24 protein-coding genes are annotated in these 25,278 nt (G+C 43.1%); 13 read left to right on the forward strand and 11 right to left on the reverse strand.

Features of this window, described 5'->3' with window-relative positions:
* The 6 genes from GS399_RS16700 to GS399_RS16725 form a co-directional block, all read left to right on the forward strand.
* A partial coding sequence (locus tag GS399_RS16700; RefSeq protein WP_160845799.1) for a T9SS type B sorting domain-containing protein occupies positions 1-2,083 on the forward strand: 2,083 nt, incomplete at its 5' end.
* Between the two features lie 3 nt (positions 2,084-2,086).
* The gene (locus GS399_RS16705; RefSeq protein WP_160845800.1) at positions 2,087-3,031 is read left to right on the forward strand and encodes a PorP/SprF family type IX secretion system membrane protein; all 945 of its coding nucleotides are present in this window, start codon (positions 2,087-2,089) and stop codon (positions 3,029-3,031) included.
* 211 nt (positions 3,032-3,242) lie between these two features.
* Positions 3,243-3,746 (forward strand): hypothetical protein, encoded by a 504-nt coding sequence (locus GS399_RS16710; protein ID WP_160845801.1) that lies wholly within the window; start codon positions 3,243-3,245, stop codon positions 3,744-3,746.
* 3 nt (positions 3,747-3,749) lie between these two features.
* Positions 3,750-4,394, forward strand: a complete 645-nt coding sequence (locus tag GS399_RS16715; protein ID WP_160845802.1) for a hypothetical protein — start codon at positions 3,750-3,752, stop codon at positions 4,392-4,394.
* Positions 4,370-5,164, forward strand: a complete 795-nt coding sequence (locus tag GS399_RS16720) for a sensor histidine kinase (protein ID WP_160845803.1) — start codon at positions 4,370-4,372, stop codon at positions 5,162-5,164. Before GS399_RS16715 ends, GS399_RS16720 begins: the two co-directional genes overlap by 25 nt.
* Positions 5,165-5,203: 39 nt before the next feature.
* Positions 5,204-5,857: a response regulator transcription factor gene (locus tag GS399_RS16725; RefSeq protein WP_160845804.1), complete on the forward strand. Its 654-nt coding sequence runs from the start codon at positions 5,204-5,206 to the stop codon at positions 5,855-5,857.
* 67 nt (positions 5,858-5,924) lie between these two features.
* On the opposite strand, the gene uxuA is transcribed toward GS399_RS16725, so the two are convergent.
* The gene (gene uxuA, locus GS399_RS16730; RefSeq protein WP_160845805.1) at positions 5,925-7,118 is read right to left on the reverse strand and encodes a mannonate dehydratase; all 1,194 of its coding nucleotides are present in this window, start codon (positions 7,116-7,118) and stop codon (positions 5,925-5,927) included.
* A 167-nt stretch (positions 7,119-7,285) separates the two neighbouring features.
* On the opposite strand from uxuA, the gene GS399_RS16735 reads away from it, so the two are divergent.
* Positions 7,286-8,311: a LacI family DNA-binding transcriptional regulator gene (locus GS399_RS16735; RefSeq protein ID WP_160845806.1), complete on the forward strand. Its 1,026-nt coding sequence runs from the start codon at positions 7,286-7,288 to the stop codon at positions 8,309-8,311.
* 209 nt (positions 8,312-8,520) lie between these two features.
* On the opposite strand, the gene GS399_RS16740 is transcribed toward GS399_RS16735, so the two are convergent.
* Both GS399_RS16740 and GS399_RS16745 read right to left on the reverse strand, forming a co-directional pair.
* Positions 8,521-9,663 carry a putative sensor domain DACNV-containing protein gene (locus GS399_RS16740; RefSeq protein WP_160845807.1) on the reverse strand — a complete coding sequence of 381 codons (1,143 nt, stop codon included), beginning with the start codon at positions 9,661-9,663 and terminating at the stop codon, positions 8,521-8,523.
* A gap of 68 nt (positions 9,664-9,731) precedes the next feature.
* Positions 9,732-10,385 carry a DUF4202 domain-containing protein gene (locus GS399_RS16745; RefSeq protein ID WP_237487979.1) on the reverse strand — a complete coding sequence of 218 codons (654 nt, stop codon included), beginning with the start codon at positions 10,383-10,385 and terminating at the stop codon, positions 9,732-9,734.
* Positions 10,386-10,942: 557 nt separating this feature from the next.
* Between GS399_RS16745 and GS399_RS16750 the strand changes: the two genes are divergently transcribed.
* From GS399_RS16750 to GS399_RS16760, 3 genes are all read left to right on the forward strand, one after another.
* Positions 10,943-11,488, forward strand: coding sequence for a hypothetical protein (locus GS399_RS16750; protein ID WP_160845808.1), 546 nt, complete (start codon positions 10,943-10,945; stop codon positions 11,486-11,488).
* An 875-nt stretch (positions 11,489-12,363) separates the two neighbouring features.
* Positions 12,364-13,476, forward strand: a complete 1,113-nt coding sequence (locus GS399_RS16755; RefSeq protein ID WP_160845809.1) for an acyltransferase family protein — start codon at positions 12,364-12,366, stop codon at positions 13,474-13,476.
* Positions 13,477-13,621: 145 nt separating this feature from the next.
* The gene (locus GS399_RS16760; protein ID WP_160845810.1) at positions 13,622-14,212 is read left to right on the forward strand and encodes a dihydrofolate reductase family protein; all 591 of its coding nucleotides are present in this window, start codon (positions 13,622-13,624) and stop codon (positions 14,210-14,212) included.
* A gap of 111 nt (positions 14,213-14,323) precedes the next feature.
* Here GS399_RS16760 and GS399_RS16765 read toward each other — a convergent pair whose 3' ends face one another.
* On the reverse strand, positions 14,324-15,556 hold the full coding sequence (locus GS399_RS16765) for an exo-beta-N-acetylmuramidase NamZ family protein (RefSeq protein WP_237487980.1): 1,233 nt from the start codon (positions 15,554-15,556) through the stop codon (positions 14,324-14,326).
* A 254-nt stretch (positions 15,557-15,810) separates the two neighbouring features.
* Here GS399_RS16765 and GS399_RS16770 point away from each other — a divergent pair, with 254 nt between their 5' ends.
* Positions 15,811-16,947 (forward strand): helix-turn-helix domain-containing protein, encoded by a 1,137-nt coding sequence (locus tag GS399_RS16770; RefSeq protein WP_160845811.1) that lies wholly within the window; start codon positions 15,811-15,813, stop codon positions 16,945-16,947.
* Between the two features lie 150 nt (positions 16,948-17,097).
* Positions 17,098-18,156: a serine hydrolase domain-containing protein gene (locus GS399_RS16775; protein WP_160845812.1), complete on the forward strand. Its 1,059-nt coding sequence runs from the start codon at positions 17,098-17,100 to the stop codon at positions 18,154-18,156.
* A gap of 152 nt (positions 18,157-18,308) precedes the next feature.
* Here GS399_RS16775 and GS399_RS16780 read toward each other — a convergent pair whose 3' ends face one another.
* From GS399_RS16780 to GS399_RS16795, 4 genes are all read right to left on the reverse strand, one after another.
* Positions 18,309-18,743 carry a VOC family protein gene (locus tag GS399_RS16780; protein WP_160845813.1) on the reverse strand — a complete coding sequence of 145 codons (435 nt, stop codon included), beginning with the start codon at positions 18,741-18,743 and terminating at the stop codon, positions 18,309-18,311.
* A gap of 67 nt (positions 18,744-18,810) precedes the next feature.
* On the reverse strand, positions 18,811-20,859 hold the full coding sequence (locus GS399_RS16785; protein ID WP_202409491.1) for a glycoside hydrolase family 127 protein: 2,049 nt from the start codon (positions 20,857-20,859) through the stop codon (positions 18,811-18,813).
* Between the two features lie 258 nt (positions 20,860-21,117).
* The gene (locus GS399_RS16790; RefSeq protein WP_160845814.1) at positions 21,118-21,654 is read right to left on the reverse strand and encodes an OmpA family protein; all 537 of its coding nucleotides are present in this window, start codon (positions 21,652-21,654) and stop codon (positions 21,118-21,120) included.
* Positions 21,655-21,895: 241 nt separating this feature from the next.
* Complete coding sequence (locus GS399_RS16795) at positions 21,896-22,348, reverse strand: hypothetical protein (protein WP_160845815.1); 453 nt, start codon at positions 22,346-22,348, stop codon at positions 21,896-21,898.
* A gap of 69 nt (positions 22,349-22,417) precedes the next feature.
* Here GS399_RS16795 and GS399_RS16800 point away from each other — a divergent pair, with 69 nt between their 5' ends.
* Positions 22,418-23,104, forward strand: a complete 687-nt coding sequence (locus tag GS399_RS16800; RefSeq protein WP_160845816.1) for a DUF6624 domain-containing protein — start codon at positions 22,418-22,420, stop codon at positions 23,102-23,104.
* Between the two features lie 57 nt (positions 23,105-23,161).
* Here the strand turns inward: GS399_RS16800 and GS399_RS16805 are convergent, their stop codons facing one another.
* The 3 genes from GS399_RS16805 to modA are packed head-to-tail and all read right to left on the reverse strand — an operon-like array spanning position 23,162 to position 25,228.
* The gene (locus GS399_RS16805) at positions 23,162-23,776 is read right to left on the reverse strand and encodes an ATP-binding cassette domain-containing protein (protein ID WP_160845817.1); all 615 of its coding nucleotides are present in this window, start codon (positions 23,774-23,776) and stop codon (positions 23,162-23,164) included.
* Positions 23,773-24,525 (reverse strand): molybdate ABC transporter permease subunit, encoded by a 753-nt coding sequence (modB, locus tag GS399_RS16810; protein ID WP_237487981.1) that lies wholly within the window; start codon positions 24,523-24,525, stop codon positions 23,773-23,775. The genes GS399_RS16805 and modB overlap by 4 nt, the downstream gene beginning before the upstream one ends.
* On the reverse strand, positions 24,464-25,228 hold the full coding sequence (gene modA / locus GS399_RS16815) for a molybdate ABC transporter substrate-binding protein (protein ID WP_160845818.1): 765 nt from the start codon (positions 25,226-25,228) through the stop codon (positions 24,464-24,466). Before modA ends, modB begins: the two co-directional genes overlap by 62 nt.
* Positions 25,229-25,278 lie beyond the last annotated feature (50 nt).

The raw sequence follows: 25,278 nt of genomic DNA on the forward strand, positions 1-25,278 counted from the left end.
GCTAACCTCCCAACCAATCGTTGGCTCTAACCAAGGCCCTTTAAATGCTACCCAAACCTCCTTGCATGCTGAGCAACCAGCTGTGGGTACCGGAGAATGGTCACAGCAATCCGGACCATCAAATGCTGTTTATAATGCGAACGACAGGAATACAACTGTATCAAGTCTGATTCCAGGCACTTATGTGTTTACATGGACTATAACAGGCTTTTGTGGCCCAACTTCAAAGGATGTGACGATTATTATCAACGCAACTCCTTCCACATCAACTGGCAATACCTCAACTACGGAAGATACTCCGGTTCCTGGCGACCTTAAACAAAACACCAATGATCCGGACGGTGATCCTTTAACATTTACAACTGATACACCACCAACACACGGGACTGTAACGATCGATCCTGACGGATCTTACACCTACACTCCAGATCCAAATTACAACGGCCCGGATCAATTTACTTACCAGGTTTGCGATGATCACAGCGCATGTACAACAGGAACGATCGTAATCAATGTCACACCTGTCAATGATCCGCCTATTGCCAACAACGGCACCAATAGAACTAATGAGGATACGCCTGTAACCGGTACACTCACACCAGGAAACAGCGACCCTGATGGCGATCCATTGACCTATACAACGGGATCGCCGCCGACTCATGGAACGGTCGATATTCATCCGGACGGATCATATACCTATACTCCAGATCCGAATTACCATGGCCCCGACGAGTTTACTTACAATGTATGTGACAATAACGGGGCATGTACGCCGGCTACTGTAATAATTGACGTTACGCCGGTCAATGATCCTCCTATCATCAGTGATGGCAGTAACACAACTCCGGAGGATACACCGGTAAGAGGCGACTTAACTCCGGGAACTTCTGATCCCGACGGCGATCCATTAATATACACCGAGGTTACGCCACCTACTCACGGCACCGTCGTTATAAACCCGGACGGATCTTATACCTACACCCCGGATTCGGACTACAATGGACCAGACCAGTTTACCTACAACGTTTGCGACAATAATGGCGCCTGTACACCTGCAACCGTCATAATCACCGTTACCCCGGTAAATGATCCTCCGGTTGCTAATACCGGAACGAACACGACCAACGAGGACACCCAGGTACCTGGTTCGCTTAATCCGATCACTTCAGATCCTGACGGTGACCCACTGACTTATACCAAAGTTACGGATGGAGATCATGGTACAGTCGTTATTAATCCGGATGGCACGTATGTGTATACACCAAATCCTGATTATTATGGCACTGACCAATTCGAGTACAAGGTTTGTGACGGCAATGTCTGCAGTACATCAACGATTACCATCACCGTTGATCCTGTCGCTATTGTAAGTCTTACTCCTGCTGTTTCGACCGTACTAGAGGGCTTTAAGACATCCGTATATGCCAGATTAGATAAACCGGTGAAAAATGATGTACTCGTACGACTAAGTTATACCGGCGATGCAGTAAGTGAATTCACTGACAACCGGCAGGGTGCATCAAATCCGGATTATCAGCTTCAGGATAATCATGAAACCATCCTGATTCCTAAGGGTAAAATAATAAGTACACAAAAGCTAACAGTTTACGCGATTGCAGACAACATCAAGGAACCAGATGAATCTGTTTTTGCCAGTATCGACCAAGTGATAACAGCCTCTACAGTAAATATCGGCAGCGGCGCACAGGTAATCATCAAAGATGTAACTCCTGACAAACCCGCGGTTGTTGAAGAAAACAACAATCCGGACATTCTCCCCGACCCTTACTTATCGCCAAATGGTGATGGCCAGGGCAATGAGGTTTTCACCGTCAGGAATATCAATAAATACCCGGACAATGAAGTACTTATTTATAACCGATGGGGCAACCTTGTATTTAAACTTAAAAACTACGACAACGATATCAATTCTTTTAAAGGCAGAGCGAATACAGGGATTTTAACGAATACCAATGACGAGCTGATTGATGGTGTCTACTACTACATCATTTATACAAAAACGGGTAACAGCGATCGTAAAATGAACAAGGGCTATATCATTTTAAAACGAAAAGAGGGATAAGAAATGAAATGCCTTAGCAAGACAATTTTCAGGATTTTTTGTGTCATACTTCTTTCTCTACACTGCTTTGTTAAAAAGAGTAATGCCCAGCAGAAAGCTATGTATACGCAATACATGTTTAATGGCCTTGCTATTAACCCGGCCTATTCGGCGATGGACGAAGCGTTGACAATAACCGCTCTTTCACGCCATCAATGGGTTGGTTTTAAAGGTGCCCCAAACACACAAACCTTCTCCATCCACACACCGATCAAGGAATCGAACACATCTGTCGGCGCATTGATCATGCGCGACCAGATTGGTGAAGTGATTACCGAAAAAGGTGCTTATTTAACGCTTGCACAGCGTGTTCCTATTGGTGAGAACTCATATCTCGCCGTTGGATTTAACGGCGGATTGAGCTCCTACCAGGCGAATTTTTCAGACAACTTCGGCAGCAGCCCGCTTTCAATAAATGATCCGGTTTTTAACAATCAAAATAACTGGCGCGGAAATTTTGGTGCCGGAGTGATTTTCTTTACCAAACAGTTTTTTGTCGGCCTGTCATCTCCGCATTTTTACTACCGTGATTTCGGCTCGTTCAACGAAGGTAACTCGACGACGTATCGTCCACATTACTTGCTTCAGTCAGCTTACCTGATCCCTGTCTCCGAGCAATTAAAAGTCAAACCTAATCTGCTGATTAAATATGTAAACGGTTCACCCATCCAGTTTGATATGAATGTAAACGTACTGCTTTACGAAACACTTTGGGTGGGTGCGTCCTATCGCTCTCTTGATTCGTTTGACGCATTGGCCCAGATTTTTATAACGCCTACGCTGGCCCTGGGATATTCTTACGATTTCGCCGCTACCGACCTGGCAAAAGTGCAGCAGGGAACGCACGAAATCAGTCTTCAGTTCAGGCTTCCCGTTAAAGGAAGGGACTTTCCGAGATGTTACTTTTAACACTTTCAGATAAACGTAAAATTACGGTTTCTGCTACGTGGCAATACGGAAAATCTTCCCGGCAACGTCTTGTAGTTGATTTCAATTAATTGATTTTCAATAGATTAACGATACGGACACCTTTCAAACAGGAGGTTAATACTTTGTCCAACAATTGTTTTCCGGCTGGAATATTATAACTTTAATAAACTTATCATAGTCAATAAATAATATGGAAGAGAACCAACAAAAACAAGAAAGGGCCTACATGCTTACCGGTCGCGAAGGTGATGTTATTTCACTGAAAACAGCTGCTCAATGGACCAGGAATTACCGGGACCGGGAACCCAATGATACTATTTCCCATTTTTTCGGACAGGAAATATTGAATCGTATTTTAAGTCAGGAAGAATGTGTCGGAATTCGCATTTATTACGCGTATGAAGAGCCATTAAACGGATTTCAAAGGCTTATGGTTATAATCGGAAATTTCTTTTCAAAGACACTCGGCGGTACCAAAGGCACCAAGCATCTCATCCTGGCAGGAGCCGATAAGACCGGAACCGACCAGTTGCCTGATGCAGACGTAGTTGTTGAAACAAAAGCACTGAGCATGGCCCAGGCCCAACCGTTGATGGCGGTAGCAGGCAGCTCTTCCAACAACTTTGTATTAGGTGAGCAAGCCATGCCTTGTCCTGGTTCTGCAGGCTGTCCCACCAATGCGCTAACGCGGTAGTTCATGGTGTCTAAACTGGTCATTATTAACTACCTTTCTTTTGCTTCTGGCTGGTTTCCTGTGCTTGCAGGTTTTTACAATTACAGGAAGCTGAGCGCAAACTTCAGGTTTATTTTATTGTTTTTTTCAATCTCTGCTTTATTCGACCTGGCTTTTTTACTTACTGAGAAGCTGGGCTACCGGAACAACCTACCCTTGCTTCATCTTTTTATCCTGACAGGTATTGTTTTTTTTTCAATTATTTATGTTCGGGAATTTCATAAAACCTTTCTGAAACGGCTTTGCATTGTACTCGCCGCGGCGGCCCTGGGCTCGGCATCTTATTCGGCCATTTGGGGAAACGGTATTTGGGCTTATCCATCGCTGGGAAATACATTGTTCAGCATATTCATGATCACTATTTCCCTGTTTTATTTTTATGAAATGTTGCGAACGCAGGAGTTCGTTTATATCGAAAAGCAGGGCATGTTCTGGATTAACTCCGGCGTGCTGATATACTTCGCCATCAACATTTTCCTATTTATGTTATTCAGCAGGATAATGAAAGAAAACATTAAGAACCTGTATGCAATTCATGATATAAGTAACATCATTGCCAACTGCCTATATTCAATCGGATTACTTTGCAAGCCCCCGAAAACAGCCTGATACCAATATTGGTGACCGGAACACTCGTCGTTGTACTGTTACTGGTTTTCCTGTTCCTGTTCGTCATCTTTTACCAAAGAAAGATGATACGGAACCAGTTGGCCTTGCGAAATCTTCAAAATGAAAAGCAAGCCGAATTGCTAAACGCCATATTTGAAACGCAGGAAAATGAACGTAAACGGCTCGCCGAGGATTTGCATGACAGCGTTGGCCAGGTTCTGTCAGCTATCAAACTTAATTTGTACAGGTTAAACAAACAGCAGTTCGGCGAAGGCGAATTTCATCAGTTGCTTTCAGAATCAAGATCGCTTGTTGACGAATCTATCCAGGAAATCAGGCATATTATCCATAATGTATTACCTCCGCTTCTTACAGATTTCGGCTTATCAGAAGCGCTCAAAGACCTTTGCGGTAAAGTGCAGCATTCTACAGGAATCGATGTAAGCTGCGAAAGCACCATTGAAAACAGCCGTTTCAAAAAAGAGATCGAAACCGCGTTATTTCGTGTGGTACAGGAACTTTTCAGTAATTCGATCAAATACTCGGAAGCGACGAATATTGTGCTTCATTTAAATTGCTCACCCGAAGAACTTAAACTTACATTTGAAGATAATGGCGTAGGATTTAACCTGGAAAAAGCGAAAAAAGGATTCGGTTTGAAAAACATGCAAAGCCGCATAAATTTCATCAACGGCCGGATCGAAATAAACGCTAAACCCAAGAAAGGAATTTTCGTAAACATATTAGTCCCGCTAAAGGAATTTGATTAATTCCGAAACCATCGTAATTTTACTAAACACACTTCCCTGATGGAAAAAATTAACCTGGCGATTGCCGATGATCATAAGATCTTCAGGCAGGGTTTAAAAGCGATCTTACTTGACTGCGATCATCTTAATCTAGTGGCTGAAGCGTCAAACGGCAAGGAGTTGCTGGGACTTTTAAAGGAAAAAACGCCCGATGTAGTCCTGATCGATATAAAGATGCCTGAAATGGACGGAATGCAGGCAACCGCCGCTATCAGGCACACTTACCCTGGTATCCGGGTGCTGGCACTTTCTATGCATAATGAAGACAAATATATTGTTGACATGATGCGTGCCGGGGCTAATGGCTACCTGTTAAAAAACGCTGAACCAGAGGAGATCATCAGCGCCATTTCCACCGTTCACGAAAAAGGGTTTTACTTCAATGAACATCTTTCAGTAACACTGGTTAAACAACTGCTCGGACAAAACTCTTCCGGAACCGGAGAAGCACCCGACGCTGAATTAAACGAACGGGAGATTGAGGTATTGAAACTCATTTGCCAGGAAATGACGAACGTAGAAATAGCTGATAAACTTTTTCTTAGTGTTCGCACCGTTGAAGGATATCGTACGCGGCTTTTTGAAAAGATCGGCTCCAAGAATATTGTCGGTTTGGTTATTTATGCCGCGAAAAAAGGAATTATAGAACTTTAAGAACTCAGCACGACCAACTTGTCGCGCTGAGAAATCAATTATCATTAATCGGCAAGAAAACAGCTAATCAGCCTTCCATCGACCTTTTTATTCCCAGCTCCAGGCCACGCAACTCTGCTAGTCCTTTCATCCTTCCTATTACCGAATAGCCGGGATAAGTATCGCGGTTGAAATCATCCAAAATTTTATGGCCATGATCAGGGCGCATTGGGATGGATACATCGGTTCTACCCTGCTCTTTCCGCTTTTTTTGCTCAAGAACTACGTTTCGCATCACGGCATACATATCGGTGCTGCCTTCAAGATGCTCGGCTTCATAGAAGCTGCCGTCGGGCTCGCGTTGTACGTTCCGCAGATGCAAAAAGTGGATGTGGCCGCCTAATCGTTCGATCATTCCCGGAAGATCATTGCCCGGGTTAGCACCAAGCGAGCCGGTGCAAAACGTAATGCCATTACTCGGAGAAGGGCAAGCCTCCACCAGGAATTTTAAGTCTGCCTCGTTGGTCACCACTCGTGGCAACCCCAGGATAGGAAACGGCGGATCATCCGGATGAATACACATTTTAATTCCAAGCTGCTCTGCGGTCGGTATGATCGCGTTAAGGAAAAAGGCCAGGTTTTCTTTCAATTTATCTGCACCCGTGTTCGCGTATTTTTCAAGGAATCCACGAAATTCTTCCACTGTAAAAACTTCATCCGTACCCGGAAGACCGGCCATGATGATGTTCGTTAACTTTTCTTGTTCAGCGACCGATAAACTTTCGAGGTACTCTTTCGCCCTAAGCTGCTGCCTGGGACTAAACTCCTTAAAAGCTTCTGTACGTTGAAGAATAAACAAATCAAAAGCAGCAAGAGCGGGTGCGTTGTACTTCAGGGCCGAGGCACCGTTAGGCAGGCGATAGTCGAGGTCGGTACGTGTCCAGTCGAGTACCGGCATAAAATTGTAGCAAACAATCTTAATACCTGCGATCGCCAGATTCTTTAAAGTTTCGATGTAATTATCGACAAACTTTTGCCTGTCGGGCGTGGCCAGTTTGATACTTTCATGAATATTAACGCTTTCCACCACGGCCCATCTCAACCCGGCGTTTTCAATTTCGTCTTTTCGTTTGCTGATCTCTTCAAGTGGCCACACATCGCCGCAAGGGATATGATGAAGGGCAGTCACAACACCAGTAGCTCCTGTTTGTCGTATATCAGCCAGCGTCACTTCATCTGAAGGACCGAACCAGCGGAAGGTTTGTTCTAAATTGGCTATCATATTATTTGGATATTCTTGAGTTGTTTGTGTCTGTCGAATACAGTTGATTTATCATCGCTGAAAGATAAAAACTATCTCGAAGTTATGCAATCGGTTGCACGTTTGAAATGGCGATTAATTGTATATTTATCGAATGGTTGCCGCGGCGGCGGCCTATTAATGCAACAATGAGTCAGAATAAAGAAATTACAATTTACGATATAGCCAAAAGTCTTAACATCTCCCCTGCAACGGTAAGCCGCGGCCTGAAAGATCATCCCGCCATCAATAAAGACACGAAAAAGAAAATTATTGATGCCGCTCAAAAGATGGGGTATCGCCATAATACGTTCGCCAGTAACCTCCGCCGGCAGCGCACTAATATCCTGGGGGTAATTGTACCGCGGCTTAACAGCAGTTTTACATCGGATGTGATTGCAGGTATGGAAAAAACCGCTAATGAAGCTGGTTTTAACCTGGTAATCAGCCAGTCGCTCGAAACCATGAAGAAAGAGGTTGCCAATGCTAACACGATGTTTAACAATCGGGTGGATGGCTTGCTGGTGTCCCTGGCCTACGATACAACCGACATTCAACACCTGGAAAACTTTATCAACAAAAATATTCCTGTCATCTTTTTCGATCGTGTTTATGACCATGAAAAGTGCCCGAGCATTAAGATCGACAATTATAAAGCCGCCTACGAAATAACTGCACATCTCATCAGTCAGGGTTGTAAAAAGATAGCGCACATTACGGGTAACCAGCTGCGGAACGTTTACCAGGATCGCTTCAACGGTTATAAACAGGCGTTAGCTGATCACGCTATCCCGCTTAACGAAAAGCACGTATTCATTAACGACCTTTCCGGGAAAGCGGGCGCCGAAACCGCTGAGAAAATTTTATATATGAATGACCGCCCGGATGGCGTTTTTTCTGCCAATGATACCTGCGCTATTAATTGCATGCAAGTGCTGATGAAAAATGGCATTTCAATCCCACAGGACATTGCCTTTGCGGGTTTCAATAACGATCCAACATCTACCATTATTGAGCCCAACCTAACGTCAGTAAATTACAAAGGTTTTGAAATGGGAGAAGTAGCCGCCAGGATTTTGATCGGTCATTTAAACAACAATTACGATTTGCAGCTGACCCATACGCTGATGCTGAGGCATGAGTTGATTATGAGGGACTCGTCGTTGAGGAAGTAGGTGATAGTCGGGAAGACGGGACGTGGAGAGACGGAAAAAGCCAAAAGTCGGAAAGACCGAAAGCTGGGAGCCGAAGGAGTTAATTGTTCATAGTGAATAGACCATACCGAATAGACCATAGCTTTGGGCGTTGACTGGCGGCTGCTTCATAGTTCATTGTCATTGCTCATCGCTGACCGCTGATACCTTAAACCTGCTAACCAAACCCCTTACAACAGCAACGTATCTATCCGGTGCGCCAGGACAATATTCCGGGTATCCGACCAGCTGAAAACAGTAAAATGCCCATCCTGCGAGGCGACAAGAGCTATTGCGTCATGCTGATCGTGAATGAACTGCGCCGCCGCAAGGTGCCTGGTACCACCGTTTTGCGCGGGATGCAATTGCTTTTCTTCGTTTCCGACGATAGGTTCCGTAACGATCATCCGTTCAACCCGCGAGCCCCGTTCCGACCTTCCGATCTTCGCGCCGAACGCCAGCAGTTCATGTAATTCGGTGACGACGGTCGCTCCATCTACCGCGGTCAAACCCGCGAGATGTTCGATCTGCTTATTAAGCAATCCCTGCCACTGGCTTTGACTGCGCTCCGTTTTATCTTTCCGCAGCAAACCCGACAAACCGAAGAATGTGGGTTCGACGGCGTATTGAACAGGGTGAATAATCGATTCTTTCCAAACGTCCGTTGCGGCCGGGACGACAAGCAAGATGCCGCCGCGCTGGTGATTGCGCATGGATACCGCAAGCTGAATGAGCACGTTTACACTATCGTTAAAGCAGGTTGGATTACTCAAGCCTAGCAAAGATTTGACGATGGCTGGCGAGTCAGGCAGGTTGGCGCTTTTTTCATTGATAACCTTTACCTCATCCCCTTTCAGTACCAGCACGTTGGTAAATTTCCCGAAGCCATACAGCCTGCGGTGCTTAATCACGATCAATCCCGGTTCTGAAACATCCAGCACGAAACAGAAATTCGGTATCTGCAAAGTTGTGCCCCATATGCACAGTTCGCCATTCTCGATCCAAACGCCTAAATGTATACCAGGACGCTCAACCCCTGGCGCGACTTTCGTTAGTATAGAGGGACTTAATGGCAGGGACTTTTCAAATACGAGCGGCTCTCCTGCCTGGGATGGCGGCAGGTAAGCAATAGAAATACGGGGCGAATGGCCTTCCTCTTTTCTCAAACTCGCCCAGAAAGCGGCATCGATGATGGACTCCGCTACTTTCGCGTCGGGAACCGGAGCAAGGTCTTTTTGTCCAGCCCGGCCTGCTTCATCAATATGACACGAAAAATGCTTTTCAACGATTTCGGCTACCGTCCGGCCTGTTTCATAAGTGGATTTATAAACCATACAGCCAAATTAGTGATTTAAACCAGCACACAAATGCTGTTCAGTATATTTTGACACTGGGAATAAAATCAAGCCAGCGCCTGTTTGATAAGAGCCAAGGCTTTGTCGCTATAACTCAGCTGAAGCGCCGCGTTCCTACCTTCTTCACTCATTTTCTTCCATGTTTTACGAACGATATTAATCAGCTTTTCATCGTCGTGCTTTTTAATGAAATCCTCGAACTGAAACTCGAGAAATACCAGGCATAAAGCGTTCTCGATAGTTTGCACTTCCGGGTCGAGTTTAATACGCTGCTTGAGGATAATCGGCTGTACGTGATCGATCATTTCCTGTCCGTAGCCAGCCAATTTCATCAGCTCTGATGCTTTCGCGGCGTGGAATTTGGCCAGGTCGCTGCGCCAGTTCAGGTAACCGGTTTTTCCAGGCGGATAGGTTTCCCGTTTTATCTCCCATCGGCCGATATGCTGACTGCGCGATGCGAGAAGCAATTCCTCAGCAGCGTCGGGATCAAGCTTTAACACCCATTCGTATAATTTGATCGCGTAAAAATATTCTGCCGGATAAACTTCGCCGCCAAAATGCAGCGTTTCGGGATCCTGCCGGTTGTACCCGTCGAATAAGGTGAAGGCTTTTTGTAACTCGTCCATAAGTATCGTTGAAGCAGTAAAGTTAAAATTCATAGTTGATGGTTCATAGTTGACAGTTGATAGTTCATGGCTCATATTTAATAGTCAAAGCCATAGTTGATACCTGAACATTACCTATGATTACTTACCTTTCCGGGCGTTGCCCCGCGTTAGGGCTTTCTGTTGCAATCTTTTTCGCCCTGCGGGACGAAAAAGGATTTTCACTACAATCCCTAACGCGGGGCGAAGCAGTTGGCAGCGGCTTCACTGAAGTGCCCGTTCATTGTAAACCGGGAAGTGGGTACCTACCAATGTCATTCAGTTAAGCAAATTACGGTCGGGCTGAGGCGCTCGAAGTCCCGTAATTTGCTTGCTTCGTCTCATAAAAATGTCGCATTTCGAGTGCCTCAATGTGACATTTTTATTGGCATTCTCTTACCTTAATAACATTGGTATACCGGCTATCTGGCTAATGCCCGCGCGGTGTGAATTGAAGACAGTTTGCGCACCCGTTCCCGCTATAGTAAAATTAAACTGATTGTTTCAGCAAATGCTATTTACGATTATTTACAAAATTTACATTTTTATTTACAATCCAAATCACCCGGTACCAAAAACATAACACTAGATTCGCTGAATCAATTTGAACGGATATGAAACACCTAAAAAAAACCATCTATGTGCTGATCTTGTCGCTGGTTGTGGTGAACGGGTTAGTATTTGCTAATCTTGAAACTAAAAATGAAACTAAGCCGTCCATTGCTGAAAGGAAAGCCCGCCTGGCGGATGACAAGAAAAAATGGGAGGCGTCTCCTGACGGTATAAAGTACAAAGAATGGGAGATTTCTCCTGCAGGTAAAAAAGTGCGTGCCAGTCATGATAAAATAGAAAAGTACATAAAGGCTTTCGCTAATATGGAGGCCGTGGTAAGCTCTGTTACTTTTCAGCGCGCAAACGGGAAATCATCGGGACCAAAATGGCTTATAGTCATGATTAATGACGAAGAATACCTGATGCAATTTGTTCCTAAGGAATTTCAGCAGTTAAAAAGCCTGAAAGTTGACGACAAAATAATTGTAAGAAGCCGCAGCGCAGGGTATTCGCCTAATCATCCTTATTTGATTATATCGGGCGACTATATTGAGCAAAATAATAAGATACTTTTTAAACGTGACTTTAGTAAAAATAACGGTTGCTGAGGACTAAGAGCCCAGCGACAATTGCAATATAACCGACTCTAACGTTTCAAAAAACGCTAATAAATATTAAAGATCTCCGGCAGGTCTACTGGAAACACCAGCAAAAAACCATAAAAGCCTGCAAATCACCAATTACAGGCACCTGATTACTCACACTTTCCGGGCGTTGCCTGCGGCATCGTTGAAGAACAAAAAGATTATTTGTATGGCAGCGCTAAGGATTATTTTGGTAACGCGGAATTGGTTAAATTGAAATGGTCTGGTAGCGATACAATCGCCGTTCCCGCACATCCGCGTTGCAAACGCGGACGATTAGGCGATATAAACTATCTTAGCCCCGCAAAGAATTCAAAATGCCATACCTTATCTTAACCATACTTAAATTTTTATTGATCGCTGCAGGATTTGCTCGTATTATATATTTGCTTGTTGCCGATTTGAAAAACAATAGAGGTTTTAAAAAAGCCCTGATAACATTTATCGGACTAGGAGTATTGCTAACGTTCATAACTGTCATTGAATTTTGGATTACCTCGGCTTGAAAGTACGATTTTTAAGACCTTTATTCCGCTTGCCAGTGCAGAGGTGCCGCGTGTGATTCGACAATGACGACACCATGTACAAAGTCAGACGCCCCATCTTACAACCTGAAATAGACCATATCATTCATAGCCGTTCGATATTTCTGCAGGGGCATGCCGAACATTAGATAAAAGGAATTTCAAATCCCATTTGTATTTTTCTTAAATACGTTCATCTTTGTCGCTCTCTGGGATGTTCCTCAGGATATCCCGAAGTCTGGATAATGCAGTTACAAAGGAATGCTTCCGCACGAATCTGCTTTCATTTAAACCTGAATACGACCAATTAAAAGAATGAACAATAACAAGCTTGGCACAAAGCCGCATTATCAAATATTAGACGGACTTCGGGGCGTAGCAGCCATTATCGTGGTATTTTTTCACCTTGCCGAACCGCTTTCCAGCAGCCACCTTGACAATGTTGTAAATCACGGTTACCTGGCAGTTGATTTTTTCTTTCTCTTGTCCGGCTTTGTAATTGGTTACGCATATGACGACAGATGGGACAAATTAACCTTCGGCGGCTTTCTCAGGCGCCGGTTCGAGCGGCTGCAGCCACTCATCGTATTGGGAATGACGCTTGGCGCCATAGGCTTTTACTTTACCGACTCAACTATATGGCCGCTCATTTATACAGTTCCGGTATGGAAGCTCATCGTTGTTATGCTCATCGGTTATACGATTTTACCCATCCCGCTTTCTATGGATATACGCGGCTGGGAGGAAATGCATCCGCTTAATAGTGTTGGCTGGTCGTTATTTTTCGAGTATATAGCCAATATTCTCTACGCGCTGGGACTAAGGAAATTATCTAATAAAGCATTGGCTTGTTTTGTAGTTCTGGCAGGTGCTGTGCTTTTGCATTTTGCTGTTACCAACCCGAACGGAGACGTTACCGGTGGCTGGACATTGAATGCCGAACATATGCGTGTTGGAATAACGCGTACGATATTTCCATTTTTTGCCGGTTTGCTTTTGGTGCGGGTAGCACGGCCGGCCCGTATCAAAAATGCTTTCTTATGGTGCAGCCTGCTGGTTGTGGCTGTTTTGCTTATGCCAAGAATAGGCGGTAAAGAACATCTCTGGATGAATGGCTTGTACGAAGCTTTTTGCATCATCATTGTCTTTCCACTGATTGTCTATATCGGTGCCAATGGTGTGGTACGTGGCCAAACGGAAGATAAAATTTGTAAGTTTCTCGGCAACCTTTCCTATCCCTTATATATGACGCATTATGTGCTTGTCTATTTTTACGTAGCGTGGGTAAGCAATCACAGCGGCATCACATTGTCGCAGGCCTGGCCATATGCCCTGCTCACATTTTCGGGAGCTATCGTATTAGCTTATGCAAGCTTAAAGTTGTACGATGAACCGGTTAGAGCCTGGCTGCGAAAAAAGCTGAAGTAGGGAATAGAAATGATATAATTGTGGTTCCCGGTATCCGCAAGCCAGGCATTTTTTCGTGGTCAGCCAGTAATAATGTCGCATTCACCCTGCCATGAAAACACATTTTTCAACGAGATTTGTAATAGAAATAACACATTAAGATCCTATGAGAAAAATCATCGTCTTATCCATGATCACCCTGGACGGAGTCATGCAGGCACCCGGCGGACCGGAGGAAGATCCATCAAACGGCTTCGAATACGGCGGTTGGATGGCACCATTCTCTGATGAAGTTTACAACAAGGTGGTGCAAAATGAACTGAAGCCTGCCGATTATCTTTTGGGCAGAAAAACCTTCCAGATCTGGGAAGATTACTGGCCTCATCATGCCGACTTCTGGCCAGGCATCAACGAAGGAACGAAATACGTTTTGTCCGGCACGCTGAAAAAGTCGGACTGGAAGAACTCCGTATTTCTCGAAAACCTGGAAGCTATCAAAGATCTCAAAAATTCGACGGGTTTAGACCTCCAGGTTTGGGGCAGCAGCGAGCTCGTTCAATTGCTCTTTGCGAACGATCTTGTCGACGAACTGCGGCTTAAAATCCATCCCCTGACTTTAGGTAATGGAAAAAAGCTTTTCAACGGAACGATTCCGGCGGCATTTACATTAACAGAAAGTATTGTTACACCAGGCGGAGTTATTATTGCCACCTTTAAGCGAGCCGGAGAAGTTGAAACGGGGACAGCCGGAGCCTAGTCAGAAACAATGATGCTCCTCAATCGTGTGCGTTCGCAGCCCGGATGTAGGAACCCTCAGTTCTTGGACATTTGGCACCAAACACGGACTATGAAACGTATTCCGTAAAAGTCAGGGATAGATCAAATACTTCTTTCGCATTTCTTTATACCGGCTTAGCGCGGGTTCCCAACTTTTGCGGATTACTTCCTCCGGTACGTTATCTATAATCTGTTGTTTAAACCGAGAGTCGCCGGTACGAAAATCAATGTTACCCATTTCCGCGCTTTGCTCGTAATCGAAGAAACTCTTTTTATTTGGATAGGCTTTGTATAATTCTCTTACCCATTGAATGTTGATCTTACCTGTTTTACGCAACTTCCCGATATCATACTTGCGCAGGTCCAGGCCGTAGCAAACCTGGTTCATGTATAAGGGTGTTTCCGCCATGCCGGGAATGCTTACCGGTGTAAATGAAAAGGAATATTTGCCTTTCAGATCGGGACTGCCTAAAACCGTAAAAGGAAAATAAGTGCCGCGCCCATGATTAACGGCCACGCCTTCAAACAAACAGGTGGAAGGATAGAGCATAATTGCCTGCTGTGTGTTTAAATTCGGTGATGGTTTTACCGGCAGCGTATAAGGCATATCGTGATTATAATCAGCTACCGGAATAATCTTTATTCTACATTTCACACCGCCCTCTAACCATCCTTCGCCATTAAGCATCTGGGCAAACTCGGCTACGGTAAGCCCATGCGACATAGGAATCGGAAACATACCGATCCCCGACCTGAGTTTCATGTCCAGGACAGGGCCGTCAATCAAATAACCATTGGGGTTGGGCCGGTCGAGAATAAGTAACTCCTTTCCACTTTCAGCGCAGGCCTCCATGAGTCTTGCCAATGCATTAATGTTCGTATAGAATCGGCAACCTACATCCTGCGCATCATAAATCATCAGGTCTATATCAGCCAGATCCTTTTTAGACGGTTTTTGCTTAGCGCCGTATAACGATACTATGGGGATACCTGTGGCTTTATCTACTTCATCCTTCACCGCTACACCGGCGCTGGCATTACCACGGAAACCATGCTCCGGCCCGAATACTTTAACAATGTTTACACCAAGCGTTTTTAAGCTATCTACCAAATGTGTTTTACCAACAATGGAAGTTTGGTTTCCAAGCAGGCCAATTCGTTTCCCTTTAAGATAAGGAAGGTATTTTTCGGTTTGATCGGCGCCGGTTTTAATCTCAGCCTTCCCAGCGGCAGCCTTAGATTTAATAACTGATACTAAAGGCCGCTGCAAACCAAAATAAGAAAACATCATCAGCAATACAGCAGCAACAGAGAATTTAATCATAGCTATGAGATAAAAGAAAAATAAATATAATAAAGAAACGCAAAGGCCGATGGGTTTGCGAGCGGGCAATTAGATAGGTGTTATGTGTTCATAATTAAGTGACAGATGGAGTGAATTAGCTATATATTTGGCCGCTAGAAATTATAAGAAATGCGTGAAGCATGCTAACGGTAATGGAATTGAGGGATTGAAAAACACTCTTAAACCCGTTAGCTGCAAGGGTAAAAAGACTATTAAAAATAAAAGAATGATGAATGGATAAAATTAATTTATTGGTTATAACCGCTGTAATAATCATATTCATTTCATTATTTCTTTCATTGTTTTTGGTTACAGTTAAAACAGAACATAAATTAAGTAATCGTCTTTTTGCTTTTTTCCTGCTTTTAAATGCAGTCGATATTGGCGAAAATCTAGGCTATTTGTTCGAAATCCCTTTGAATGCAAGAATCTTTGTAAGCTTAATTTTTTTCTTGCAACTCCCAACTTTTTATTTGTATGTTTTATCTGTATGCTATTCCGATTTCAAGCTAAAACCAAAACATTTAATCCATATTACCCCCTTTTTAACAGCAAATTTTATTTTACTACCACGCTTTTATACCGTCAGCCTGGCTTCTAAAATTAGTTTTCTTGAACAAAGCAGTAGCAGGCCTGAAATACAATTCAATCATATTTTCATACATATTCAGATTGTATTATACATCATTGCAGCTTTCATGATCTTAAGAAAAGCAAAAACGATATATCTTGAAAATTATGCTGGAGCAAGTATGGAATCACTTAATTGGTTATTCCAGTTTGCCGTGGCGCTATCGGTTTTTTTTACGATTGCCCTCTTGAAAAACATCTTTAAATTTACTGAGTACCCCTACATTTCTGGCTGGTTAAAAATCGGACTTATCTTACTTGAGCTGTTTATTATTAGTTGGTACCTATATAAAGCGTTAAATAATCCGGGCCTGTTTAAAAACGTTGATTCGAAATTAAAACTTGTAAAGAGTATAATTTCTGAAGAAAAAAACGGTCAGCAATCAGTTGCAAAAGAAAATGAGTATCATTCAGAGTTATTGAAATTAAAGAAGTATATGATTGAAGAAAGGCCATTTCTTAATCCTTCCTTAACAATTCAAGATATCTCTGATGGTATTAAAATTCCTGTTCGCGACTTATCTATTTTAATCAATCACAAATTAGATCAGCATTTTTACGATTTCGTTAACAGCTATCGCATTGAGAATGCTATGGATATTTTAAAAGATGCCACAAAAAACAAGGTAACTATTTTAGAAATTTTATACGAAGTAGGCTTTAATTCAAAATCTTCTTTTAATACCGCTTTTAAAAAACATACAGGCAACACACCAACTTTTTATCGTAAAAATCTGTAACACAAATTCTTGTAATTATTCGTACTTGCTCTTTTAAATACTCGTACGTATTTTCCAAAAGAAATGCGTTCGACTATTTTTATTCGGTCGCATAGCGTTGATTTCTTCCACATAATTGTATCGAAATAATTTTTAACCTAACACGGTACAATGAAAACTACATTAAAATTTTTAGCAGCGCTATTATTAATAAGCAATATTTCTTTTGGACAAACCCTCTTCAATAAGATTGATTCAATCGTAAAGGATAATTATAAAAAAAATCCTGAGGTAGGTATTAGCGTTGGTTTTATCAACGATAATCAAGAATACTATACAGCATACGGCAAGTTGAATAAAGAAAGTTCAATTAACATTGACAAAAATTCCCTGTTTGAAATCGCTTCGATCACTAAAATTTTAACTTCTAATCTGATTGCGCAAGCGGTTATTGAGAATAAACTAAAGTTGAATGATTATATAGATGATTACCTTCCAAAAGAGTATGTCTTACATAAAAATCTTAAAAACAAAATAAGAATATCAGATCTGGCATCTCATCAATCCGGCTTACCTGATTTAGATTTTGGGAAGCTGATAGAGTTAAATCCACAACAACCAGTAAGCAGTGTAACTGAAAAAACATTAACTGCTATCATTAACAATTGTAGCGAACTAATTGACTATGGCAAGTATCGTTATTCTACCATTGGCTATACATTACTCGGACAAATATTGGAAAAGGTGTATGGTAAGAGTTATGATGAAATTATCGGAGGTAAAATCATAAGGCCGTTAAAGATGAGAAATACATTAACTAAAAATTTTAATGTAAAAAACAGGACAACCGGTTACAATCCTAATGGTGGTATCCAGGAATTCTTTACATGGAATATTACAGCATCTGCCGGACTGGTAAAATCTGATGCTTCTGATATGGTTACGTTTCTAAAAGCGGTGCTGAATAAAGAGACTACAATAGGTAAAGCAGCTATGATCACCGAAAAAATCTTTTACAAAGATGAAAAGAGAGAAATGGGTTTAGGAACAAACATCATAACGGATGATAAAAATACCCTTTATTCAAAATCGGGTGATTCCATGGGACAATCTTCGATTATATGTTATAACAGGACTAAAAATTGGGGCATTATTATACTTCTGAACCAAAGGAACTCAAAAATGAGGCAAAACCTGTTGAATGAAATTTATGAAACAGTCTTGAAATAAATACAGGCACGTGCGCCAGGTGTGAGATAACTATAACCCCACGGTCAACCATTCGGTTGACCGTTTTTACAAGGCAAGTTTACATTGAAATCATACGGTAAAGTCATCAGTATTTAAAACAGCTGTTCGGCCCCGATTCGCAAGGTGTGGCTTCAACTATTGGTTGGTTCCAATTGCATGAACATCCATCGCTGTCCTTCGAGATCGGCAGCGCGATAACGTTTACCGGGACCGCCGGTTTCTATAACCGACAGGATTTCCGCGCCGCCAGCTTTTGCGTTGGCGAAGTGTACCTCAATATCGTCGACATACACCAACACCCCATTTATGACATAAGATACATTTAACCACTTGTCGGCTTGCCGGCAAACTTTTCGGTGATGATTTGGGCCAAGATAATCTGGTGAAGGTTCAGACAGCATGACGAGATTTCCCCCTATACTGATTTCACCATGTGACAGCCTGCCGTTATCGCCCAGCCAGCGGGTCACCTCCTTAAAGCCAAAAACCTTACATAACCACTCCAATGCTTTTACGCCATCTTCGTAAGCCAGCATCGGCACAATCCGTTGAGTTTGATCTGTCATATCATTTACACTAAATGGATAACAATTACAAATGTAATCAGGATTGCAATCGCTCGATACAGGCGTATTATCGCTCAGCTATCCATACCTGGTAAGGCGAGCCTGGCTCCCGGTTGCCAAGGGAGTAAAACGGTATAGCTTTAAAGTCTATTGCTTTTCCATTTGCGTCGACCGCTTTACCCGTTATTACGTTCACGCCGTTTAGCAAGCCTTTCTCATAGCTAATTTGCATGGGGCTATTGGCGCTCAGCGTCATTTGTTTCAGTTCAGGATTATCTATTGATTCAAAACTATATACCACCGGGCCGGATGCAATAGCTACCTTGCCTTTAACACTTTCCACGGCCGCATTAGCCGTTATTAGCCGCGGACTCATCGGCAAGGAGACATTAATCACGTCGCCCTTTTTCCATGTCCTGTTAATTGACAGGTAGCCATTTACCGGGTTGGCAGTTATCGGGTTGCCGTTAACATTAACTGTGGCTTTTTGGCTTAAGTTAGAGTTATATAAGTCGTCTGGATTTTCTTTGCCCTGAGCCCAGCCCGGAATGCGGACATTTATGGTAAACGATTTGACAACTGTTGGGTTAACCTCAATTTGAACGTCGCCCTTCCACGGGTAACCGGTAGTTTGCCGTAAGGAGATATCATTTCCTGATAAACTTATATTGGCTTCGCTGCCTATGAAAAGATTAACATATAAACCAGCGTTATCCGACGCATAAATGTATTGAGGCAAAACGCCGATCATTTTAAGTATCATAGGAGGACAGCAAGGACAATCGTGCCACTGCCAGCGCTTGTTGCCGTTTCCGATAAGCGGGTTCTCATAAAAAAATTGATTGCCGCTTAACGATACACCGGAAAGTAAGTTGTTATAGGCTACACGCTCAAACTCGTCAATATACTTACCGTTTGCTTCCAGCTCATTTAAACGGGCGCTGAAAAAACCGGCGCCGATAGATGCACAGGTTTCGCCGTACGCCGATTCAGGCAGAAAGTAATCCGGGCCAAATTTTTCTTCCTCATGTACGGCACCCTCGCCACCGGTAATAAAAAGCTTTTTCCCTATCATGTTATCCCAAAGCCGGTCGGCTGTTTGAACATACCGCGGATCTTTACTTTCAAGCGCCGCCGTAGTTATGCCGGTAGCAAGTAAGGTTGCCCGTACCGCATGGCCTTCAATAGTCTTCTGCTCAAAAACAGATTTATCATCCTGGTCATAGGCTCCAAAACTTTCCCGCTTATGGTTGCCATCCTTATCTCCATGGTTGCCACGATATTCAATCCAGAATTTAGCAAGATCAAGATAGGCTTGTTCGTTAACCGGGACGGTCATTTTTGTCTTTAAAGAAGGATTGTCTTTAAACAGCCAATAGAGTTTTATCACGGCCTCTTCAGGGCCGCCATGCCCGGGGATAATATTCTTTTTGGGATAAGGTCCCATTTCCCGGGTCATGTAATTGCCTATTCTTACGCCAGCATCTAATAATTTCATTTTGCCGGTAGCCTTATAATAATGTACGCCGGCTTCCACGAGCATTCCTGCATTATAACAATCGTGCTGCCAGTTGTCGCTGCCGCCATTCGTACCCCAGCGCATATTTGGGCGCATAAGGGTCGTATAAGTGTTGATATACCCGTCAGGGTCGGCCGCCTGTGCAGCCGCAATACGATCGATATATCCATCGATTTTGACTTCTAACGCTTTATCCGGATATTCTTCAAGCAGGTCAGAAGCTCCCCTGATTGTTTCGTAAACTAAGCCATCATACCAGGGCGGGCCATCGTGAGTTTTAATGTCCTTTTTTCCTTGCGCTACCAGGTCAAAGTTTAAGAAGGCATTTCTTGTTCTGCCCAACTTTTCTTTTTCAGCAATGATATCCGGCCGGTCGGGTTCATATTTACCTTCCAGCTTGTCAAAAACGTCGTAAACGGTTTTGGAAGTCCAAACGGTAAGCTTCGGACTCCAGAATTTATCATCGATCCTTACCTGCGAAAAATTTAATGGAGTGATAATATGTGTTTCCGCGGAGGTTTGTGCCATGGCCTTAACAGAGATTAAAGCAAGCTGCCCCAGCAACAAAACAGCACGACGTCTTTTAGAAATTGCCATTGAATAAAAGATGATTTAGAATTGGTTCGATGATTTTGCAAAACTTACTAACTGCGGCTTGCTATTCACGATTTGCCGGGTTAATAAAAGCTTTACGCCAATTAAGGGAAATGGTATTAAAAATCAAAGAACAATCGTTCGTTTATCGTAACGAACGGGTGCGGCATGTAAAGTATAGAAACAAGTAGTCCGGCAGATTCTTAATAAGATGCCGGACTACCTTGCGCTGACGATAATAAGAGTCTGTCTAAATTATTCTTAGTTCTGCTTTTTGATCTCCACGCGCCTGTTCTTCATACGGCCCGCTTCAGACGTATTATCCGCTACCGGCTTACTCTCACCAAAGCCTTTAACCAGTAAACGATCTGCAGCAATACCGCTGTTCACCAGGAACGTTTTCACTGAATTCGCCCGCTGCGTAGAAAGCGACATGTTATGTTCGTCGTTTCCTTCGGCAGATGAATGCCCTGCCAGCAAAAACGATACGCTCTCGTCTTTTTTCATTTCCGCGGAGGCTTTTTCCAGTATAGGATAAGAATCAGTTTTCAATACACCCGAATCATATTCAAACTGAATATTGCTGAAGTTATAGTCGGGTGGTGCAGGCGTCGTCGCCTGTTCTGCCGGTTCAGACTTAACCGTTTCGGTAGCTTCCTGTGCCGGCGGCGCAGACGGAGCTGCCGCGGCGGGCGGAGGTGTAGGTTTTGCAAGTTCTTTTTTTGCCTTACATGCTGGTAACATCCATACAGATACCACGGTAAGAGCCGTGAGAGAAGTTAACTTAATAAAATTCATAATGCACTAAACGGATTAGGGTTAAAGGTTATTGCTTTTCCGGGCTTCGCTCATAACGCTGTTGCCAGGTTGCGGTCGTAAATGTATAGTAAAAATGTTTGTTCTCCAGCGCGGCAGAGTGGAATAGACGTTTTACTGGTCTTAAAAATCAGCGTGTAGGTTTAATAGTATTGCAATCGCTGGTCTTGGGGTATCCGGATTGTTCTGAACGAATGCGTTTGGCACAAACGTGGCCAATGACTCAGGATTGCTCATCCTTTTCATTTCCGATAAACAACCTGATCAGGTGATAGGAAGGCGATAGCAGATCCCAAAAAATGCGATTGCTGTCAATTTCCCGTTCACCGCAGTCGATCACACCGGTGCGGTTAACAACGAAATTCGCAATCTTATTAACCAGTTCAATGTCGGATAAGTTCCGCTGAACAAACAGTGTAAATTCCTCCGCGTACATATGGCCCCAAAGCTCTACAGCAAAGGATTGGTAAGAAATATCCAGGTCGCGGCCGAAGTATTTATTGTAATCCGCCTGGATATATTCATATAGCATTTCGGTATGTCCGGCCATATTATGTTCGATGACATGGTGAAGGCTTGCGTTGCTTAAAATGTGAACAAGCCGCTCTTCGAATTCGACTTGCACGGATAAGTCATTGAACAAATAAGTTTTTAAGGTTTTGATTTTTTCGGGCATGCTGAAATAAGTACTTTGTAAGAGTATTGTTTGAACGAAATGTTACGATCCATAATTATCTTTAATCCCATGAGAAAACTCATACTTCTTTTGATGTCGTTCGCTTTTCTTCATTCAAACGCGCAAACAACATTTAATCAAAAGCTGCAAAAGGAACTTGACAGCATTTTGGTTGCCGATCAAAAATATCGCGAAGTCCTGAGCAATACGACTTCAGCCATGTCCGATTCTCTGGCCTCCGTTTACCATCAAAGCAAAACAAATATCAATTATTACATCTGGACGCTGCAAACGAAAATTGATTCGGCTAATATTATCCGCATAAAACAGATCATTGATCAGCACGGCTATCCCGGAAAATCACTTGTAGGAACACCCGCAAATGAAGCGGCATTTTATGTTATCCAGCACTCTTTGGTGATTGATACCTATCTTCCAATAGTAAAAAAAGCAGCAGAGGCAGATGAATTGCCATTCCGGCTTTACGCGATGATGCTTGACCGGTCGTTAATGGAACATAACCAGGAACAAATTTACGGTACACAAGCCTCGGGATTTATGGCGACTAACAACGAAACGGGCAAGAAACAATGGACGGTGGTAATTTGGCCCATTAAAGATGCAAAGCTGGTTAATCAACGGCGTAAACAAGCTGGTTTCGACCAAACTGTTGAGGAAAATGCTAAACGACTCGGCGTAGATTATAAGGTACTCACTTTGCAGGACGTTAAAAAACTAAAAACGGAGATTAAATAATTCACATCGCCAATGGAAATTTAAGCAAATACAATTCCGCGACGATACCTGAATCGGCTATATCCTTAAAGTAAACTGCGCCAAACCATCAAGTTCTGCCGGATGATGTGTAACGATCAGGCAAGTCGTTTTGATTTCCTGTAGTAATTGCTTTAAATCCGCAATGAGCGCTATTCTCAGCTCCTCATCCAGTGCTGAAAACGGTTCATCCATCAGCAAAACACCGGGTTCTGTTGCCAGCGCCCTCAATATTGCCAGGCGCTGCTGCTGCCCGCCCGATAGATGCGCCGGTCTGTGATTGACGAATGACTGCATATTTCCTGTCGCGAGCAGCTTATGTATAAGTGGTTTATTTTGCGAAGCATAAGTCAGATGTTCCATCACGGTCATGTTCGGAAAAAGCGCATAATCCTGGAAAACGAAACCTGCACGGCGCTTTTGCGGGGACAGGTTAATCTTCTGCTTACTGTCAAACCATGTTTTTTCACCAACTGTAATCGTTCCTGAATCAGGTTTAATGAGTCCTGCAATCAATTTAAGGAATGTTGTTTTCCCCGAACCAGACGGGCCGGTAATTCGCGTGATGCTTAAATCAGCAAATGAATGTGAAACGACCAGATCACGGTTGCCATCATACGTTTTAATTTTCCTGGAAATATCAACTTTTATCATTCAAGAGGACTTTTAACGGAAACTTTGTTTAGAATGAAAACTGAGACAACGATTACGAATGTAAGCGCAAACAAAAAAAGCGAATAAATATTTGCTAAAGGGTAATTCATTTGTTCAACTGCATCATACACGGCAATAGAAGCCACCCTGGTAACTCCAGGAATATTACCTCCAATCATTAATACGACGCCAAATTCGCCGATCGTATGGGCAAATGTCAAAACAATAGCGGTTAAAACCGACGAGCGGATGTTTGGCATCAGGACGTAAAAAAATGTTTGAACCTCAGACTTTCCCATGGTGAATGACGCCTGCTTTAGAGAAACCGGCAAATGGTTAAGAGCTGACCGAACCGGCCCGATCATAAAAGGTAAACTGTAAATAACTGATGCCAGCACCAGTCCTTCAAATGAAAATACAAATTGAATATTCAGCGCTTCCTGGAGCCATTTCCCAAAGCTGTTTTGAGGACTAAACGCAAGCAACAGGTAAAAACCGAGCACCGAAGGTGGCAGGACCAGCGGCATAGTTATTATCGCCTCAATAAAAAGTTTAGGAATCGACCGGCTTTTAGAAAGCCAGTAAGCAATCGGCAAACCAATTATTAACAGGATAATCGTGGTGATCAGAGCCAATTTTACGGTGAGCCAAAGGGGACCAAGTTCCATCTGGTAATTATAAAAAAAATCAGATACGATAGCCGTAACGTTTAAACAAGGCCTTTGCATCAGCGCTGAATAAATAGTCATAAAAACGTTTGGCATGCAGGTCACTTCGTTTCTGTGAGCTTTTCAGTATAATCGCTCCCTGAATTATTTCGCTGTATGATGCCGGGTCAATTTTAAACCAATTCAACTTTTTGTCCTTCAGCTCATAAACCAGTGCCTCTGTCGTAAATCCTAGCTGAACCGTCTGAGTTGTAATATAGGTGTTAACCTGCGAAATGCTTTCTCCAAACACAAGCTTTCTTTTTGCCTGCGGAAATAACTTGTAGTAAGTTAACGCCTGTTCGGCAGCTTTACCATACGGCGCCAGTTGAGCATTTGCAATGGCAATTTTCGAAATTTTATCCGAAACCAGTAACTGCTTCCAATTGTTCTCAGTTAGCGTTTCACTCATACTACAAACTATTAAGCTGCCGGAAGCGTATCGTTCTGGCTCAGAAAGTCCAAATCCATCCTTATACAGCTTTTGAGGATTTTCCATATCTGCCGACAAAAAAATATCAAACGGCGCCCCATTTTCAATTTGCGCCCTTAGTTTACCAGATGATCCAACGATCAGTTGAATATCAATTCCGCTTTTCTTTTTAAAATCCTTTTGCAATTCTTTCATTACGAACTGCGCATTTGCAGCAACGGCCACCTTTACAGGCTGCGCGGCAACCGTACTGCTAAAAAAAACTGCGATTAAAATATAAAAGAGATACTTTGAAGCTGCGTGAAAAATCATTGTTTTTACTCTTTGGCCGGTTATCTGTTGCATTACGCAGAAATAAAGCA

It is taken from the genome of Hufsiella arboris, assembly GCF_009834875.1.
GTDB classification, from domain to species: Bacteria; Bacteroidota; Bacteroidia; order Sphingobacteriales; family Sphingobacteriaceae; genus Hufsiella_A; species Hufsiella_A arboris.